We start from the raw sequence: 13860 nt of genomic DNA, 5'->3' as shown, positions 1-13860 counted from the left end.
GTAGATCTTGCTGGTCGAGTCTGTCAGACCGCGGGCCCAACCGGGGGCGTGTTCGCGCCGGTTGTGTCGCACGGGCGGTGCGGGATCACATGACGATCGCGGTGGCCCCCTCGATGTCCACGACGTCGACCTCCTGGCCGACCTCGTAGGAGCGGCCGGTGTCGAGGGCGCGGGCGGACCAGACCTCGCCCCCCAGTTTGATGCGCCCGCCGCTGCCGTCGACGCGTTCGAGGACGACAGCCTGTTTCCCCTTCAGCGCGTCGACGCCGGTGGCCAGTTCGGGTCGCTGGGAGCGGTGTCTGCGGGCAATGGGACGGATGACGGCGATCAGCGCGGTCGAGACGACGGCGAAGACCGCGACCTGGGCGACGGCTCCGCCGCCGAAGATGCCGGAGACCACTGCCGCGGCGACGGCGCCCACCGCGAGCATGCCGAGTTCGGGCATCGCGGTGATCACCAGGGCGATGCCGAGTGCCGCCGCGCCGATCAGCCACCACAGCCATGCGTCGATGTCCACATGGTCATGGTAGAACCGCGCACCCGGTCACGGACAGGGCGCCGGTCGGTCGAACGTGCCTTGTCGTGCCGGGTGTTGTGCGCGTCTTGTGCACGGGGGGCGCCGTGTCAGCTCATCGGGAGGCCCTGGGCGGTCCAGCGGTCGCCGACCTGCTCGACGACGAGCGGCAGGCCGAAGCACAGGGACAGGTTGCGGCTGGTGAGCTCGAGCTCGAGCGGGCCCGCGGCGAGGACCTTGCCCTGACGGATCATCAGGACGTGGGTGAAGCCGGGGGCGATCTCCTCCACGTGGTGGGTGACCATGATCATGGAGGGGGCGATCGGGTCGCGGGCGAGGCGGCCGAGGCGGCGCACCAGGTCCTCGCGGCCGCCGAGGTCGAGGCCGGCGGCGGGCTCGTCGAGGAGGAGCAGCTCGGGGTCGGTCATCAGGGCGCGGGCGATGAGGGTGCGCTTGCGCTCTCCCTCGGAGAGGGTGCCGAACTTGCGGTCCAGGTACTCCGACATGCCGAGGCGGTCGAGGAAGGCGCGGGCGCGCTGCTCGTCGATGTCCTCGTACTCCTCCTGCCAGCCGGCGGTCATGCCGTAGGCGGCGGTGAGGACGGTCTGGAGGACGGTCTGCTTCTTGGGCAGCTTGTCGGCGAGGGCGATGCCGGCCACGCCGATGCGGGGGCGCAGCTCGAAGACGTCGGTGCCGGGGCGGCCGAGGGTCTCGCCGAGGATGGTGGCGGTGCCCTTGCTGGGGTAGAGGTAGCTGGACGCGATGTTCAGCAGGGTGGTCTTGCCGGCGCCGTTGGGGCCGAGGATGACCCAGCGTTCACCCTCCTTGACCGACCAGGAGACCTGCTCCACCAGAGCCCGGCCCTCACGGACCACGGATACGTCCTGAAGTTCCAGAACATCGCTCATGAGCGCCTTGTCTCCCCTTGCAGTGTGGCCGGTCTCGGCTGTCGCGTACGCCTTGTGGGTCGGTCCGCCGCACCCGTGGGCGGGAGCCCATCATGAAATCTACGCCACCGGCCGACCCGGACATTCCATCGGTCCTGTTTCCGGGCGCTGTCTAGGGTGTACGCATGCTTTCGGAACCACGCTCTGGTCGTCTCGCCGCTTGGGGCAATGCCCTGCTTGCCGGACTTGTCTCCCCCGACGAGGCGGCGCTCGCCGTCGTCGGGGAGGACGTGGTGCACCGGGTGGAGGGGGTGCCCGGGGAGTCCGAGCCGGTGGGGCTGACGCTGGCCCTGGGGCGGCTGCGCGGGCTCGGGGTGTCGGGGCTGCGGGTGGCGCTGCCGGCGCCGGGGCATCCGCTGGGGCTGAGCGGGCCGCCGGAGTTCAACGCGCGGGCGCTGGAGGCCGAGGAGGCCGTGGTGTGTCAGGGGGCGGCGCTGGGGCTGGTGCCGGAGATGTCGGAGGCCGGGCCCGAGGGCGATGTGCATGTGGAGGTCCTCTGGCGGTGTCTGCCGGTGCGGGAGGCTCCGCCGGCTGACGTGCCGTCGCTGGGTGAGGCGGAGCGGGAGCTGGCGGAGGCGCTGCGGGAGGCGACGGAGGCTCTGACGCGGCTGGACGTGGCCGGGTCGGGTCCGGTCGCGGAGGCGGCGATCGACGCGTACCGGGCGCGGGCCACGGCGTCGCGCGGGCAGGACGTGCTGGCGCCGGGGTATCCGCCGCGTGCGGTGCGGGTGCTGGAGCTGGCGCAGCGGGTGGGCGCGCTGGTGACGCTGGCGACGGAGCATGGGCACGGCGGCGCGGTGAGCGCGTCGGAGATGTCGGCGCGGGCGCTGGCGCTGCGGCCGGTGGAGCGGACGGCGCGGCGGGCGCAGGTGGCCGCTTACAACGCGTTCGTGGAGGAGCGCGGGGCGCGCTGAACGCGGGCACGGGCCCCTGGACAGGGACGAGCCCCGGCGCCGGGTGGGGGCGGGCGGCCGGGGCTTGTCGTCTGGTGGCGTCGGTCGTCAGTGGTTGACGGCGACGTTGCCGAAGGCCGGGTTCAGCACGCCGATGACGTTGATGCTGTTGCCCGACACGTTGACCGGGACGTCGACCGGGACCTGGACGAGGTTGCCGGAGACGACGCCCGGGGAGCCCACGGCCTTACCGTGCGCGTGGCTGCCCTCGGTGGCGGAGGCCATGCCCGCACCGGCGGCGAGCAGACCGCCGGCCACCATCGTCACGGCCGCTGCCTTCTTCAGGTTCTTCACTTTCCGAGCCCTCCTTGCGACGACCGCGGCGATCGCCGCGGTCCGCACTGGGCAACGCGTGGCACGGGCCGGGGACACGGAGCCCGGGTGCCATTCCCCCTACGGTATGAATCTCTCACCGGAGGGGAACCTTCCGGTGACTTCGGGGGCGGCGGTCAGCCGCTGAGCCCGTGCCGTACGGCCCACAGGGCGGCCTGGGTGCGGTCCGCCAGGTCGAGCTTCATCAGGATGTTCGACACGTGCGTCTTCACCGTCTTCTCCGAGAGGACGAGGGCGCGGGCTATCTCCCGGTTGGCGCGGCCGTCCGCGATCAGCCCGAGCACCTCGCGCTCCCGCTCGGTGAGGGAGCCCGCGCGTCCCGCCCCGGTGCCGCCCTCCTCCTGGGACAGGAGCGCGCCCGCCACCTCCGGCTGGAGCAGCACGTGCCCGGCGTGCACGGAACGGATGGCGCCGGCCAGCGCGTCAGGGTCGATGTCCTTGTAGACGTACCCGGCGGCGCCCGCGCGGAGGGCGGGGATCACCGTGCGCTGCTCGGTGAAACTGGTGACGACCAGCACACGGGCGCGGTGGTCCAGCTCGCGCAGCTTGCGCAGCGCCTCCACGCCGTCCATGCCGGGCATCTTGACGTCCATGAGGATGACGTCGGGCTGGAGCTCGTCGGCCAGGGCGACCCCCTCGGCGCCGTCCGCGGCCTCGCCGACGACCTCGATGTCGTCCTGCACCTCCAGGAAGGTCCGCAGGCCGCGCCGGACCACCTGGTGGTCGTCGACCAGCAGCACCTTGATCGTGTCAGCCACCGGGGACCTCCATCTCGATGGTGGTGCCCTTGCCGGGCGCCGATTCCACGGTCAGCCTGCCGCCGACCCCGCTCGCCCGGTCCCGCATGGAGACCAGGCCCAGATGGCGGCCCGCGCGGCGCACGGTGTGCGGGTCGAAGCCGCCGCCGTCGTCGCAGACCCGCAGGACCGCGCCGTTGCCGCGCCGCTCCAGGGTCACGTCGACGTGGGTGCCGCCGGAGTGGCGCAGGGCGTTGTGCAGCGCCTCCTGGGCGACCCGCAGCAGGGCCTCCTCCTGGGCGGCGGGCAGGGCGCGCACGCCGTGGCCGGTGAAGGTGACGCGCGCGCTGTGGGCGCGGTCGAGGACCTGCACCTGGGTGCGCAGGGTGGCCACGAGCCCGTCCTCGTCCAGGGCGGCGGGGCGCAGTTCGACGACCGCGGCGCGCAGTTCGTCGGCGGCCTCGGCGGCCAGCTCCGCCACCTGCTGCAGCTCGCCCTTGGCGCGGGCCGGGTCGCGGTCCACGAGGCGGGCGGCGGCCTGGGCGGTGAGGCGCAGGGAGAACAGCTTCTGGCTGACGGCGTCGTGCAGCTCGTGGGCCAGGCGGGAGCGCTCCTCGGCGATGGTCAGCTCGCGGCTGCGCTCGTAGAGGCGGGCGTTGGTGAGGGCGATGGCGGCGTGCTGGGCGAGGATGCCGAGCAGTTCCTCGTCGTCCTCGGTGAAGCCGCAGGCGCCGTCGGGCTTGGGGCAGTTCTTGTTCGCGAGGAACAGGGCGCCGAGCACCTCGTCGCCGTCACGGATCGGCAGGCCCAGGAAGTCGACGAGGTCGGGGTGGGCGCTGGGCCAGCCCTCGAAGCGGGGGTCGCGGCGCACGTCGGCGAGGCGCTGCGGGGCGGCGTCGTCGAGCATCGCGGCGAGGATGCCGTGCCGGCGCGGCAGGGGGCCGATGGCCTTCCACTGCGCGTCGCTGACGCCGTCCACCACGAACTGGGCGAAGCCGCCGTGGTCGTCGGGCACGCCGAGGGCGGCGTACTGGGCGTCGAGGAGTTCGCGGGCCGAGGCGACGATCGTCTTGAGGACGTCGCGCACCTCGAGATGCCTGCTCATGGCCAGCAACGCGGAACTCACCGCGGCGAGGCCGGACCGGGGGCCGTGGCTCATGTCCTCACGGTACCGGCGGGGCGCGGGCCGGCGGATCGGACCGCCGCACGCCCCTCTCCCCCGCCGCTGGTCCTAGGTCCGGGGTCCCGGGACGCCGGCGCGTCCTAGGTCGCGGGGCGGGGGCGTCCCGGCGTAGGGCGAAGGGACCCGGGCGGCTGCGTCCCGCGCCCGAGGCGGCCGCACGTCCCCGGTTCCTACGTTGATCACACGCCGAGAGGGCGGGACGACACCACGGACGAGGGGACGGCTGTCATGCCGGTTGCGATCATCACGGGAGCCTCGAAGGGGCTCGGACGGGCGCTGGCCGTAGGGCTGGCGGAGCGGGGCTGGGACCTCGTGCTGGACGCGCGGGGCGAGGACCGCCTGGCGGAGACGGTGGTGCTGGCCTCGGCGCACGGCACGCGGGTGACGGCGGTGCCGGGCGATGTGACGGACGCCGGGCACCGGGCGGAGCTGGTGGCGACGGCCTGGCGGCTGGGCGGGGTGGACCTGCTGGTGCACAACGCGAGCGCGCTGGGCGCCGAGCCGCTGGTACGGCTGGCGGAGCTGCCGCTGGAGGGGCTGCGGCAGGCCCTGGAGGTGAACCTGGTGGCCGCGCTGGGCCTGGTGCAGGAGGCGCTGCCGCTGCTGCGGGCCGCCGAGGCGGGCGCGGTGCTGGTGGTGAGCTCCGACGCCGCCGCGGAGGCGTACCCCACGTGGGGAGGGTACGGCGCGTCGAAGGCGGGTCTCGACCAGCTGGCGGCGGTGCTGGCGGAGGAGGAGCCAGGGCTGCGGGTGTGGTCGGTCGATCCGGGGGACATGGCGACGGACCTGTACGCGGCGGCCGTGCCGGACGACGACGACCCGCGGCCGGAGCCGGAGTCGGTCGTGCCGGGGTTCCTGCGGCTGCTGGAGGAGCGGCCGACCAGTGGCCGCTACGGCGCCCCGGCGCTGCTGGAGGGACGGCGGTGACCGTCACGTTCCGGGTCCCCGAGGAGCTGTCGGCGCGGGTGCCCGTAGAGCTGCGCGCGCCCGGCCGGGACCGGGACGCGGTGCGGCTGCTGGTGTCGCGAGGCACGGAGGTGTCCCACCACGCGTTCGCGGAGCTGCCGCGGCTGCTGCGCGCGGGCGACCTGCTGGTGGTGAACACCTCGCCGACGCTGGCGGCGGCCGTGGACGGCCGGACCGGCGACGCGCGCGTGGTGGTGCACTTCTCCACCCGGGGCGACGACGGACGCTGGGCCGTCGAACTGCGGGATCCGGACGGGCGCGGCACCACGCGCGTGCGCGCGGGCACGCGTGCGGGTACAGGGGTGCGGCTGGCCGGGGGTGCGCGGCTGTGGGTGGAGGAGCCGCTGAGCGCGGGGGCGCCTCGGCTGTGGTGGGCGCGGGTGTCCAGGGGCGTGCCGGGGCTGCTGCGGGAGCACGGGCGGCCGATCCGGTACGCGTACACGGAGCGGGACCAGCCGCTGTCGGCGTATCAGACGGTGTTCGCGCTGCCGTCGCGGGACGGCTCGGGGAGCGCGGAGATGCCGAGCGCGGGACGTCCGTTCACCGCGCGGACGGTGACGGAGCTGGTGAGCCGCGGGGTGCTGGTCGCGCCGGTGCGGCTGAACACGGGGGTGGCGTCGGCGGAGGCGCACGAGCCGCCGTACCCGGAGCGGTTCGCGGTGCCGGAGGCGTCGGCGCGGCTGATCGGGGCGGTGCGGGCGGGCGGCGGGCGGGTGGTCGCGGTGGGGACGACCGCCGTGCGGGCGCTGGAGTCGGCGGCCGGTCCGGACGGGGTGGTGCGGGCCCGGTCGGGGTGGACGGACCTGGTGGTGACGCCGGAGCGGGGGGTGCGGGTGGTGGACGGGCTGCTGACCGGGCTGCACGAACCGGAGGCGTCGCACCTGCTGATGCTGGAGGCGGTCGCGGGGCGGGAGGCGGTGGCACGGGGCTACGAGGAGGCGCTGGACGGGCGGTACCTGTGGCACGAGTTCGGGGACGTGCACCTGCTGCTGCGGTCCTGACCGAGGGCCGCGGAACTCCTCACACAGCGCGTTGCGTCAGCAACACGCGGTAAGGAGGGAGGGGGGTCGGTGTGAGGCCGGGCATAGGGCGCACATCACGTACGAAGCGGATTAGGAGAGTCAAACCACCCTTACATGCCGGACGAACAGTCCCATCTGCCCGGTTTCGCACCCCCCTGATCCACTACCCGGCTTCGTAGGTCACATCTTTGCCCAGCGATTTTGCGGCCGCTAACAATGGCTGCGTCGCTCAGCGCCGTGGGCTTCCCGCCCGCGGCGTTCGTGTGCCGAAGAAGCACCAGTCCCACCGGACATCGAGCGACCTCCGCGCTACACGAAGAGGTCCGTTCCGCATGCCCAAGCACATCCTCACCCGTGGTCATAGTCGAGCCCTGACCCGTCACCACAAGATCGCCGCCGCGGGCGTCGCCGCTCTCGGTGCCGCCGCCATCGGCTTCTCGGCGGTCCCGAGCAACGCCTCGACGACGACCACGGCCGAGGCCCCCGCCCAGACGGCGAAGGTGGCCTACAGCACCCAGCAGATCCAGGGCGTCAAGGCCGACGTCAACAGCCAGCTCGCCGGCGCCAGCGTCAAGGTCGAGGAGATCGCGGCCAAGAAGCAGGCCGCCGCCGAGGCCGCCGCGAAGAAGAAGGCGGCCGCCGAGGCCAAGGCCGCGAAGGCCCGCCAGGCCGCGGAGTCCGCGAGCCGGTCCACCGAGCGCGCCGAGGTGAAGAAGGCCGCTCCGAAGAAGTACGGCGACAACCTCGACGGCTGGATCCGCGAGGCCATGTCCATCATGAAGAAGCACGGCATCCCGGGCTCCTACGACGGGATCAAGCGCAACATCCTGCGTGAGTCCTCCGGCAACCCGAAGGCGATCAACCTCTGGGACATCAACGCCCAGAAGGGCATCCCCTCCAAGGGCCTGCTCCAGGTGATCCCGCCGACCTTCGAGGCGTACCACGTCAAGGGCACCCCGAAGGACATCTACGACCCGGTCGCCAACATCGTCGCCGCCTGCAACTACGCGGCCGACAAGTACGGCACCATGGACAACGTCGACAGCGCGTACTGAGAGGTCGGCGCGGACCTCTCCCTCCGCACACAGACGCCGAAGGGCGGCACCCTCCTGACGGGGTGCCGCCCTTCGGGGTCGTTCGGCGGGACTACTTGCGCATGACCTCCGGCTCGTGGCGGCGCAGGAAGCGCGCCACGAAGAAGCCGCAGACCACGCCGAGCGCGATCAGGGCGCCCATGTCCGTCGCCCAGGCGGCGGCGGTGTGCTCCCACAGCGGGTCGTCGCTGTCGCCCTTGGCCGGCGGGCTGATGTTGTTGAAGTCCAGCGTCGTGCCCGCGGCGGCGACCGCCCAGCGCGACGGCATCAGGTACGACAGCTCGTTCACGCCGACCGAGTTGGCCAGCGGGAACAGGCAGCCGGTGAAGACGACCTGGACGATCGCGAACATCACCAGCAGCGGCATCGTCTTCTCGGCGGTCTTCACCAGGGCCGAGATGATCAGGCCGAACATCATCGCGGTGAAGCCCAGTGCCATGATCGGGATGCACAGCTCCAGCAGGATCTGGCCGCCGAGGACGAGACCCTCGTCCGGCACGGTGCGGCTGGAGAAGCCGATGACGCCGATCATCAGGCCCTGGATCATGGTGATCAGGCCCAGCACGAAGACCTTCGACATCAGGTACGCCGAGCGGGACAGGCCGGTGGCGCGCTCCCGCTCGTAGATCACGCGTTCCTTGATCAGCTCACGCACGGAGTTGGCGGCGCCGGCGAAGCACGCGCCCACCGCGAGGATCAGCAGCACCGTGAGCGCCGTGCCGTTGGCGACGGGCCTGCCCGTCCTCGGGTTGATCTCCGTGTTGACCAGCAGGTCCTTGCCCTGGTCGATGAGCAGGCTGACCGAGCCGAGGACCAGCGGCAGGATGATCGACAGGGCGAGGAAGCCCTTGTCGGAGGCGATGACCGACACGTAGCGGCGCACCAGGGTGGAGAACTGCGACGCCCAGCCCTGCGGCTTCGGCGGCTTCATCGCCTGCATCGCCGGGACCTGTACGGACTGCGGGGCGACCGCGTCGACGTCCGCGGCGTACATCTGGTAGTGCTGCGAGCCCTTCCAGCGGCCCGCCCAGTCGTAGTCGCGGTAGTTCTCGAAGGCGGAGAAGACGTCGGCCCAGGTGTCGTAGCCGAAGAAGTTCAGCGCCTCCTCGGGCGGGCCGAAGTAGGCGACCGAACCGCCCGGCGCCATCACCAGCAGCTTGTCGCAGATCGCCAGCTCGGCCACCGAGTGGGTCACCACGAGCACCGTGCGGCCGTCGTCGGCGAGGCCGCGCAGCAGCTGCATGACATCACGGTCCATGCCCGGGTCGAGGCCGGAGGTCGGCTCGTCCAGAAAGATCAGCGACGGCTTGGTGAGCAGCTCCAGCGCCACCGAGACGCGCTTGCGCTGGCCGCCGGACAGGGACGTGACCTTCTTGTCCTTGTGGATGTCCAGCTTCAGCTCGCGCAGCACCTCGTCGATACGGGCCTCGCGCTCGGCCGCCGTGGTGTCGGCGGGGAAGCGCAGCTTGGCCGCGTACTTCAGGGCGCGCTTGACGGTCAGCTCCTTGTGCAGGATGTCGTCCTGCGGGACCAGACCGATGCGCTGGCGCAGCTCGGCGAACTGCTTGTACAGGTTGCGGTTGTCGTACAGCACCTCGCCCTGGTTGGCGGGCCGGTAGCCGGTGAGCGCCTTGAGCAGCGTCGACTTGCCGGAGCCGGACGGGCCGATGACCGCGATCAGGGACTTCTCCGGGACGCCGAAGGAGACGTCCTTCAGGATCTGCTTGCCGCCGTCGACCGTGACGGTGAGGTGGCGGGCGGAGAAGGACACCTCACCGGTGTCGACGAACTCCTCGAGCCGGTCGCCGACGATCCGGAACGTCGAGTGACCGACACCCACGATGTCGGTGGGGCCGAGGAGTTGGGAGCCGCCCTTGGGGATCGGCTGACCGTTGACGTAGGTGCCGTTGTGCGAGCCCAGGTCGCGGATCTCCATGCGCCCGTCGGGCGTCGAGTGGAACTCCGCGTGGTTGCGGGAGACCTGGAGGTCGGAGACGACCAGGTCGTTCTCCAGGGCACGGCCGATGCGCATCACGCGGCCGAGCGAGAACTGGTGGAACGTCGTGGGACTGCGGTCGCCGTAGACCGGCGGCGCCCCCGCGCCACCACCGGGGCCCTGCTGCTGCGGGATGTGCGGCGCCTTCTGCTGCGGCTGCTGCTGCCAGCCCTGCTGGCCGGGCTGCTGGGCCGGCTGCTGCTGGGCGGGCGGCTGCTGCCCCCAGCCGGCGCCCGCGCCCTGGGCGGCGTACGGCTGCTGCGGCTGACCCTGCGGCACGGCGGCGACTCCGGACAGCGTCACGCGCGGCCCGTCGTTGGCGTTGCCCAGGTTCAGTACCGTGTCGGCGGTGAACTCCAGGTGATGGATCCGCTGCCCCTGCACGAAGGTGCCGTTGGTGCTGCCGTGGTCCTCGATCACCCAACTGCGGCCGCTGAAGCTGATCGTGGCGTGACGCCAGGACACCCTGGCGTCGTCGAGGACGACGTCGCCCTGCGGGTCACGTCCCAGGGTGTAGGACCTGGACGGATCGAGCGTCCAGGTGCGTCCGTTTGATTCCAGTACGAGTTCCGGCACTCCATGCCCCACTGAGTTGTTCCCCCGAATTTCCCCCGTCGCAGGGAGTCTAGGGATGTCGAACATCGGGGGGAACTATTTCAGGCCCGGCCCTCCGACCGAAAGTCGGCCCTGTCACGACCCCGCGACAAGGCGTCGACGGCCCTGTCCGGACGGGGGTTGAAATCGCCCCGGAGAGTGGTAAACCACGCGAGGGGGACAAGTGCGGCCTGCCGGGCCGCTCCGCGGATCGGGGGGTCTGCCCATGAGTACTGCCACAGGCGCCGGGCCGGGCCGCGACAGCGGAGTGCCGTGGGCGGACGTGGTGACGTCCGCGGTCGCCGCGGTGAGCTGGGCGCTGATCGGCATGGCGGGGACGGCCGCGCTGGGACTGCACCTCCTGGACACGGACACGGCGGGGGCGTTGGGGCCGATGGCGGCCGCGGTGGTGGCACTCGCGGTGGGCGGTTCGGTCACGCCGACGGGGGACGTGTCGGCGTTCGGGCTGTCCGGTGCCGAGGCGGACACGGCGAGCGACGTGATGCCGCTCGGCGTGGGGCTGGTGGGGGCGCTGTTGCTGTCCCTCGTCTTCCTGAGGTCCTTACGGGCGGCGGGAGTCGCGGTGTCCGGCCGTGAACTCGCCGCGCGGGCGGGGGCGGTGGTCGCGCTGGCCGTCGCGACGGCGGGCGGGCTGGCGTGGGCGGGGCACGACGTGATCACCGTCGACGTGGCCGCCCTCGGTGTGGACGGCCTGCCCGGCTCGGACGGCGGCGGGGGGCTGGAGGTCCCCGGCCTCGGCGACATCGGGGAGCTGCTGCCGGACCGGGTGGGGGACCTGGTCGACGCAGAGGTGACGGTGGGGTTCACCGTCGACACGGCGCCGACGCTGCTGGCCGGGCTCGGCTGGTCGGCGGGCGTGCTGCTGGTCGCGCTGCTGGCGTCCCGGCGTACTCCGCTGCCGCGCGGGTGGGAGGCGCTGCACCGGGTGGTGCGGCCGGCGGTCTCGTCGGTCGTCGCGGTGCTGCTGGTCGCGGTGGCGGCGGGGATCGCGGCCGCGGCGTATGCGGCGATCGGCGACGACCATCCCCGGCGGATCGCCGGGGCGGCTCTGCTCGGGGCGCCGAACGGGGTGTGGCTGGGGTGGTCGGTCGGGCTGTCCGTCCCGTACGACGCCGAGGGGACCGGGGCGCTGCTGGGGGCGCTGCCCCACCCCCTGGACGATCTGCTGCGGACGGGGAGGGAGGAACCGGTCACCCTGGGCGCGCTGGCCGAGCTGGACGGGCGGGTGTGGCTCCTGGGGATCGGCGCGGCGACGGCGATGCTGCTGGCGGGCGTGCTGACAGCGGTGCGGACGCCGGTGGCGGGGAGCGCGCCGGGGGCGGGGAGCGCGCCGGGGGCGGCGCGGACGCCGGCGGTGGGGAGTGCACCGGGGACGGGGAGTGCGCCGGGGGCGGTGCGGACGCCGGCGGCGGGGAGCGCACCGGGGGCGGGGAGCGCGCCAGGGCCGGGGAGCGCGCCAGGGCCGGGGAGCGCGCCGGGGGCGGGTGGTTTCGCGGGGCGGTGCGCGCTGCGGCTGGGCGCCGTCACGGCGGTGACGCTGCCGGTGCTGGTGTGGCTCACGGAGGTGTCCGTGGGCGCCTCGCTGTCGGTGCTGGGGTACGACGCGTTCGACGCGGGGCTGGAACTGAGCGGGCGGCTGGGCCTGGCGGTGCCGCTCGGGGCGGTGTGGGGCGCGGGGGCGGGCGCTGCGGGGGCGCTGCTGGCGTGGGCGTGCGGGGTGGCGGGGACGCGGGTGGCGGTACTGGCACGGGGTGCCGAGGGCTCGCCCGCTTCGGTGCCCTCGGGTCCCTACCGGCCGGGGACGCCGTACCGGCCGCCCAACCCGGACACCAATCCGTATCTACGGCTGCCGGGGACGCGGAGGGAACGGGGTGTTCCTCAGGACGCGGTGCCGGGTCGGGGCACGACCGACGCGGTGCGAGGCCGGGGCACGCCCGGGGACGCGGGCGTACGGAAACGGAGTGCGCCAGGGAGCGCGGGCGGCGGTGCGGACGACGTGGCCGCGGCTCCCACCGTCGCCGGCCCCACCCCGCCCCCACGCCCGCCGCGCCCGGACCGCCGCCGTCTGTGGCCGGACAGGGTGCCGCCCCCTCCCCCGCCACCGCCGGCGCCACGGCCTCCGGGTCCGGGCGAACCGGATGAAGGAGACCGGGACGGCCGGGGGCCTCGGGGACGGTAGGGGACGGCCCCCGACGGGGTGTCCGGAGGGCGGACCGGGCGGGCGCGGGGCACTGGGTGCCGGATACGGTGGGAGCACCATGAGCGCATCGCAGACCTCCGACGTTCCCACCCTCCTGGTCAAGATCTTCGGGAAGGACCGGCCGGGCATCACGGCCGGCCTCTTCGACACCCTCGCCGCCTACTCCGTCGACGTGGTCGACATCGAGCAGGTCGTCACCCGGGGCCGCATCGTGCTGTGCGCGCTCGTGACCCAGCCCCCGGCGGGAATGGAGGGTGACCTGCGGGCGACCGTCCACAGCTGGGCGGACTCGATCAAGATGCAGGCGGAGATCATCTCGGGCAAGGGCGACAACCGCCCCCGCGGTCTCGGCCGGTCCCTGGTGACCGTGCTGGGCCACCCCCTCACCTCGGAGGCGACGGCCGCGGTCGCCGCGCGGATCACCAAGGCCGGCGGCAACATCGACCGTATCTTCCGGCTCGCCAAGTACCCGGTGACCGCCGTGGAGTTCGCGGTGTCCGGTGTGGAGACGGAGGCGCTGCGCACCGCGCTGGTGACGGACGCGGCCCGGTTCCGGGTCGACATCGCGGTGGTCGCGGCGGGCCTGTACCGCAGAGCGCAGCGCCTGGTGGTGATGGACGTGGACTCCACGCTCATCCAGGACGAGGTGATCGAGCTCTTCGCGGCGCACGCCGGCTGTGAGGACCAGGTCGCCGAGGTGACGGCGGCGGCGATGCGCGGGGAGCTGGACTTCGAGCAGTCGCTGCACGCGCGCGTGGCGCTGCTGGAGGGGCTGGACGCCTCCGTGATCGACAAGGTGCGCAGCGAGGTGCGGCTGACGCCGGGCGCCCGCACCCTGATCCGTACGCTCAAGCGGCTCGGCTACCAGGTGGGCGTGGTGTCGGGCGGCTTCACCCAGGTCACCGACGACCTGAAGGAGCGTCTCGGTCTGGACTTCGCCCAGGCGAACACGCTGGAGATCGTCGACGGCAGGCTCACCGGACGGGTGACCGGCGAGATCGTCGACCGGGCGGGCAAGGCGCGGCTGCTGCGCCGGTTCGCGGCGGAGGCGGGTGTGCCGCTGTCGCAGACCGTGGCGATCGGTGACGGCGCGAACGACCTGGACATGCTGAACGCGGCGGGTCTCGGTGTCGCCTTCAACGCCAAGCCGGTGGTGCGCGAGGCGGCCCACACGGCGGTGAACGTCCCCTTCCTGGACACGGTCCTCTATCTGCTGGGCATCACGCGGGAAGAGGTCGAGGCCGCGGACACGCTCGCGGGCGACTGAGCGGCGCGCACCGGCCGTGACGACGACAGGGGC

11 protein-coding genes and 1 pseudogene are annotated in these 13860 nt (G+C 73.1%); 6 read left to right on the top strand and 6 right to left on the bottom strand.

What is annotated here, in order from left to right:
* Nucleotides 1–85: 85 nt before the first annotated feature.
* Together ACQY0Z_RS16515 and ACQY0Z_RS16510 are read right to left on the bottom strand one after the other, a co-directional pair.
* Entirely contained in the window at nt 86–517 is a 432-nt protein-coding gene (locus ACQY0Z_RS16515) for an NfeD family protein (protein ID WP_439812462.1), read from the bottom strand.
* Nucleotides 518–891: 374 nt separating this feature from the next.
* Nucleotides 892–1422: pseudogene (locus tag ACQY0Z_RS16510) on the bottom strand (ABC transporter ATP-binding protein); the annotation flags it as partial.
* Nucleotides 1423–1586: 164 nt separating this feature from the next.
* Here ACQY0Z_RS16510 and ACQY0Z_RS16505 point away from each other — a divergent pair.
* Nucleotides 1587–2375 (top strand): hypothetical protein, encoded by a 789-nt coding sequence (locus ACQY0Z_RS16505; RefSeq protein WP_189899708.1) that lies wholly within the window; start codon nt 1587–1589, stop codon nt 2373–2375.
* A gap of 87 nt (nt 2376–2462) precedes the next feature.
* On the opposite strand, the gene ACQY0Z_RS16500 is transcribed toward ACQY0Z_RS16505, so the two are convergent.
* From ACQY0Z_RS16500 to ACQY0Z_RS16490, 3 genes are all read right to left on the bottom strand, one after another.
* On the bottom strand, nt 2463–2708 hold the full coding sequence (locus ACQY0Z_RS16500; protein ID WP_019522087.1) for a chaplin: 246 nt from the start codon (nt 2706–2708) through the stop codon (nt 2463–2465).
* Between the two features lie 155 nt (nt 2709–2863).
* Nucleotides 2864–3505 (bottom strand): response regulator, encoded by a 642-nt coding sequence (locus tag ACQY0Z_RS16495; protein ID WP_189899706.1) that lies wholly within the window; start codon nt 3503–3505, stop codon nt 2864–2866.
* Complete coding sequence (locus tag ACQY0Z_RS16490) at nt 3498–4643, bottom strand: GAF domain-containing sensor histidine kinase (protein ID WP_254588285.1); 1146 nt, start codon at nt 4641–4643, stop codon at nt 3498–3500. Before ACQY0Z_RS16490 ends, ACQY0Z_RS16495 begins: the two co-directional genes overlap by 8 nt.
* A 252-nt stretch (nt 4644–4895) precedes the next feature.
* On the opposite strand from ACQY0Z_RS16490, the gene ACQY0Z_RS16485 reads away from it, so the two are divergent.
* The 3 genes from ACQY0Z_RS16485 to ACQY0Z_RS16475 all read left to right on the top strand — a co-directional run bounded on the left by ACQY0Z_RS16485 (nt 4896) and on the right by ACQY0Z_RS16475 (nt 7710).
* Nucleotides 4896–5594, top strand: a complete 699-nt coding sequence (locus ACQY0Z_RS16485) for an SDR family NAD(P)-dependent oxidoreductase (RefSeq protein ID WP_254588286.1) — start codon at nt 4896–4898, stop codon at nt 5592–5594.
* A complete protein-coding gene (locus tag ACQY0Z_RS16480; RefSeq protein ID WP_439812461.1) occupies nt 5591–6634 on the top strand; it encodes an S-adenosylmethionine:tRNA ribosyltransferase-isomerase in 1044 nt (347 codons plus the stop codon). Before ACQY0Z_RS16485 ends, ACQY0Z_RS16480 begins: the two co-directional genes overlap by 4 nt.
* A 353-nt stretch (nt 6635–6987) precedes the next feature.
* On the top strand, nt 6988–7710 hold the full coding sequence (locus ACQY0Z_RS16475) for a transglycosylase SLT domain-containing protein (protein ID WP_189899698.1): 723 nt from the start codon (nt 6988–6990) through the stop codon (nt 7708–7710).
* A 91-nt stretch (nt 7711–7801) separates the two neighbouring features.
* Here ACQY0Z_RS16475 and ACQY0Z_RS16470 read toward each other — a convergent pair whose 3' ends face one another.
* Nucleotides 7802–10321 carry an FHA domain-containing protein gene (locus ACQY0Z_RS16470; RefSeq protein WP_439812460.1) on the bottom strand — a complete coding sequence of 840 codons (2520 nt, stop codon included), beginning with the start codon at nt 10319–10321 and terminating at the stop codon, nt 7802–7804.
* 244 nt (nt 10322–10565) lie between these two features.
* Between ACQY0Z_RS16470 and ACQY0Z_RS16465 the strand changes: the two genes are divergently transcribed.
* A complete protein-coding gene (locus ACQY0Z_RS16465; RefSeq protein WP_439812459.1) occupies nt 10566–12539 on the top strand; it encodes a streptophobe family protein in 1974 nt (657 codons plus the stop codon).
* Between the two features lie 79 nt (nt 12540–12618).
* A complete protein-coding gene (gene serB / locus ACQY0Z_RS16460) occupies nt 12619–13827 on the top strand; it encodes a phosphoserine phosphatase SerB (RefSeq protein WP_225627415.1) in 1209 nt (402 codons plus the stop codon).
* Nucleotides 13828–13860 lie beyond the last annotated feature (33 nt).

Source organism: Streptomyces sp. P9-2, from assembly GCF_051903975.1.
GTDB classification, from domain to species: Bacteria; Actinomycetota; Actinomycetes; order Streptomycetales; family Streptomycetaceae; genus Streptomyces; species Streptomyces cellulosae.
Note: the sequence above shows the minus strand (reverse complement) of the source record. Positions and strands in the feature narration are given on the sequence as shown.

Excerpts from the sequence above, each read along its gene's own strand:
- ACQY0Z_RS16505 (WP_189899708.1), top strand. The coding sequence starts at position 1,587 with ATGCTTTCGGAACCACGCTCTGGTCGTCTCGCCGCTTGGGGCAATGCC.
- ACQY0Z_RS16490 (WP_254588285.1), bottom strand. The coding sequence starts at position 4,643 with ATGAGCCACGGCCCCCGGTCCGGCCTCGCCGCGGTGAGTTCCGCGTTG.
- ACQY0Z_RS16485 (WP_254588286.1), top strand. The coding sequence starts at position 4,896 with ATGCCGGTTGCGATCATCACGGGAGCCTCGAAGGGGCTCGGACGGGCG.
- ACQY0Z_RS16475 (WP_189899698.1), top strand. The coding sequence starts at position 6,988 with ATGCCCAAGCACATCCTCACCCGTGGTCATAGTCGAGCCCTGACCCGT.
- ACQY0Z_RS16465 (WP_439812459.1), top strand. The coding sequence starts at position 10,566 with ATGAGTACTGCCACAGGCGCCGGGCCGGGCCGCGACAGCGGAGTGCCG.
- serB (WP_225627415.1), top strand. The coding sequence starts at position 12,619 with ATGAGCGCATCGCAGACCTCCGACGTTCCCACCCTCCTGGTCAAGATC.